At 55.4% G+C, this 3,372-nt stretch carries 4 protein-coding genes; 1 reads left to right on the forward strand and 3 read right to left on the reverse strand.

Features of this window, described 5'->3' with window-relative positions:
* Window positions 1-58: 58 nt before the first annotated feature.
* Genes ACTHTG_RS11095 through ACTHTG_RS11105 form a run of 3 tightly spaced genes read right to left on the reverse strand, consistent with a single transcriptional unit; the run spans window position 59 to window position 2,782 of the window.
* On the reverse strand, window positions 59-1,348 hold the full coding sequence (locus ACTHTG_RS11095; protein ID WP_049331821.1) for an ISL3-like element ISPpu12 family transposase: 1,290 nt from the start codon (window positions 1,346-1,348) through the stop codon (window positions 59-61).
* A 21-nt stretch (window positions 1,349-1,369) separates the two neighbouring features.
* Window positions 1,370-1,882 carry a signal peptidase II gene (gene lspA, locus ACTHTG_RS11100; protein ID WP_003821921.1) on the reverse strand — a complete coding sequence of 171 codons (513 nt, stop codon included), beginning with the start codon at window positions 1,880-1,882 and terminating at the stop codon, window positions 1,370-1,372.
* Window positions 1,883-1,885: 3 nt separating this feature from the next.
* On the reverse strand, window positions 1,886-2,782 hold the full coding sequence (locus tag ACTHTG_RS11105; protein ID WP_049331817.1) for a cation transporter: 897 nt from the start codon (window positions 2,780-2,782) through the stop codon (window positions 1,886-1,888).
* 95 nt (window positions 2,783-2,877) lie between these two features.
* On the opposite strand from ACTHTG_RS11105, the gene cadR reads away from it, so the two are divergent.
* The gene (gene cadR / locus ACTHTG_RS11110; RefSeq protein WP_004364961.1) at window positions 2,878-3,285 is read left to right on the forward strand and encodes a Cd(II)/Pb(II)-responsive transcriptional regulator; all 408 of its coding nucleotides are present in this window, start codon (window positions 2,878-2,880) and stop codon (window positions 3,283-3,285) included.
* Window positions 3,286-3,372 lie beyond the last annotated feature (87 nt).

The following is a 3,372-nucleotide window of genomic DNA, read 5'->3' on the forward strand; positions in this document are numbered from 1 at the left end:
GGGTATACGGATTTAATGGTTGATGGGGCACCTTCACCCCATCAATCTGATACCACCCTCAGATGGTTGATAGATCGACTCCGTAGTTGAGTTCCTCTGCGAAGTCCGGCAGTCCGTAACCGATGGTTTTCTTGTAGAAAGGAGAGACCTTCGCAGTCGGTGCCTTCTTCTTGTGCTTCGTGGTGTAGAGCATTCGTGCCCGCATCACCTCGAAGGAGTAACCGCGCCCTTCACGGTTCTTGTCCTTGGCCAGTCGGTTGATGGACTCCGTGTAAGCGTTGGTGACGGGCATGTCCATCTCGAAGTAGGTCATGGTCTCTTCACGCCAGTTTCCCACTGCCCTGACCAGATCGCTCCAGACTTCCTTTTGGCCCTTCGGGATGGTGGCTATCCACTCGTCCAGGGCGGCTTCTGCCTGGAGCCGTGTGGTGGCGTCCCAGATGCCGTAGAAGCGCTCCTTGTGCTCGTAGGCGGCCAGCAGTTGCGGGAACGCGCCTGTCCAGGTCTCCATGATGAGGCGCTCCCGGTCTGAGACTTCGTGAGCGCGTTTCAGCAGGATTTTCCGGTCTCCCTTGAGAGTCCGGCTCTGGGACGGTTTCAGCTCCTTTCTGAGGCCCTTGCGCACTCTCTCTAGGGCATCGTTGGCCATGCGCACCACATGGAACTTATCGACCACGATACGGGCCTGGGGCAGTACAGCCTTGACCGCTGCCCGGTAGGGGTTCCACATGTCCATGCTGACGATCTCGACCTTCTGCCGGTCTTTCAGCTTCATCAGGTAGTTGGTCACCACGTCCTGGCGGCGGGTGGCCAGCAGGTCGAGCAGGGTTCGCTCCTCAATGTTGGTCAGAATGCAGCGGTAGCGCTTGTTCAGGTATAGCTCGTCAATGCCCAGGATGCGGGGCGTCTCGAAGCGGTGCCAGCGCCCCAGGAACTCGGCGCGGGCGTTGAAGATGTCGCGCACCGTCTTCTCGTCCAGGCCGGTCTGTGCCGCCACAAAGGTGTAGGGGTGGTTGAAGGATTCCTTCTCCACGTACTCATGCAGCCGCAGTGTCATACGGAATCCGTCCACCATCTCCGGTAGCTGGGGCCTGAATGTTGTCTTGCAGGCCCGGCAGGTGTATCGGCGGCGGACCACCCAGAGAGTGACCCGCTTGCCGTGGATGGGCAGATCACGATAGGGAACGTCACGCTTGCCGAACCGTACGAACTCACCCTGCACGCCGCATTCCTCGCAGGCGATGGGATCGGGCACGTCCACCTGGAAGTGCATTTCGTCGTCGGTTGATTTGCAGCCCAGTACTTGGTATTGCGGCAGGTGAAGGATGTTGTCGGGAAGTTCGGTCATGGTGTTGTATAGGCGTAGGTGTCAGTCAGATCCATCCGACTCGGCATTGGTGTTTGCTTTTTTACCCAACAAGCTGCTGGAAACGAAAAGTAAGGCACCGAGGACAATTGCAATATCAGCCAGGTTGAAGGCCGGCCAATGCCAGTCTCGCCAATAGAAATCAAAGGAATCCACAACATAGCCGCGAAAGACCCGGTCAATCAGGTTGCCCATGGCGCCACCGAGGATAAGACTGTAAGCGATGGCTTCTCCTTTATGACGATTTTCAAGGATCAGCTTGATCAGAAAAATCGAGACCACTACCGCGATTCCGATAAAAAAGTAGCGCTGCCAGCCTCCACCATTCGCAAAAAGACTGAATGCGGCACCGGTGTTCCATAGGTGCACCCAGTTAAAGAACGGGGTCACCGAAACATACTCGCCATAGGCCATTGATTGCTGCACCAGCCACTTTACAGCCTGATCAGACGCTGCCAGCAGGCCCGATATGGACAATAGGGCATACGGCGAGAGCTTTTTGCCAATAATGAGCATTATTTAACCCTTCAACGCCAAAATGCGTCTGGCACCGTTAAGTACAATCACCCCCGTGATGGTGCCGATAATCAGATCTGGATAATTGGAACCGGTCCACGCGACCAGGGCGCCGGCGGTGATGCCCCCCAGGTTGATCACCACGTCGTTGGCCGAGAATATCAAGCTTGCCTTCATGTGCGCCCCGCCTTCCCGATGTTTGGATATGAGCAGCAGACAACTGGTATTGGCAATCAATGCGACGAATGCGATAGCCATCATCACCAGAGATTCAGGCTCACTACCGAATACAAAGCGTCTCACCACCTCTACGAGCACGCCCACAGCCAAGATCAGTTGCAGTACACCAGCAAGATGCGCGGCACGTACCTGCATTTTCACGCTATGTCCAACCGCATAAAGGGCAAGCCCGTACACCGCCGCATCGGAAAAATTGTCCAGGGATTCTCCAATCAGGCCGGTGGACTGGGCGATCAGACCGGCAGTCATTTCCACTACGAACAGAAGTGCATTGATGCCGAGCAACCAGCGCAGGGTCCAGGATTCTTGCTTAGCAGAAGCTGCCGAAAACTCGGCGGCCTTGATGGTCTCTGGATTTGCAGCGACGGTTTCCTGAAGCGAGGCGCCTAGCCCCAAGGTCTTCAGTTTCGAGGTGACGGGCTCGATCTCGCCGTCATGCACGACCTTCAGCCGGCGATTCGACAAGTCGAAGGACAGCGCCCGAATCTCCTCAAAGCCGTTCAGGGCTAGGCGAATCATTCGTTCTTCTGATGGACAGTCCATCTTCGGCACTGCATAAACACTGACCCATCTCCCTGTCGCCTCGGAGGAGGCCTGTATATCGGTATCCGCTGGGGACGTTGCATCACCGCCACAGGCGCCACCACAGGATTTGCTCATAATATGACTCCACTTGAACAATGTTGTGGTACCATTTTAAACTATAAAGCTACTATAAGGTCAATAGAGTAAAGAATCCGTTGGGGAGGAGGCTGATGCGCATTGGTCAGTTGGCGCAGTTGGTAGGGGTCGAAACACAGACGATCCGCTTCTATGAACAGCAGGGCTTATTGCCGCCGCCTGATCGGCAGGACAACGGTTACCGTGTCTATACCGAGAAGCATGGTGAGGGGCTGGCCTTCATCCGTCGCTGCAGAATCCTGGGCCTGTCACTGGCTGAGATTCACGAACTACAGAGCTATCAGGACGACCCTCATCAGCCTTGTACCGCCGTCAACGCCTTGCTCGATGATCACATCTCTCATGTGCGGTCGCAGATAACCGCTCTGCAAGCGCTTGAGAAACAACTCGTTTCACTGAGAGCGAGTTGCAACGATGACCGGGAAGTTGAGGCGTGTGGGGTTCTTGCTGGAATTAGCGAAGGAAACATGCACCAGCAGTAGGTGAAGCATCAACCAGATAATCCGATGAGATGCTAGTCTGTCTCACTCTCATGCAAAGGTAAGATCAACCATTTAATCCGCTTACCC

This window comes from Neisseria sp. P0017.S009, from assembly GCF_051957375.1.
Taxonomy (GTDB): Bacteria; Pseudomonadota; Gammaproteobacteria; order Burkholderiales; family Neisseriaceae; genus Neisseria; species Neisseria perflava.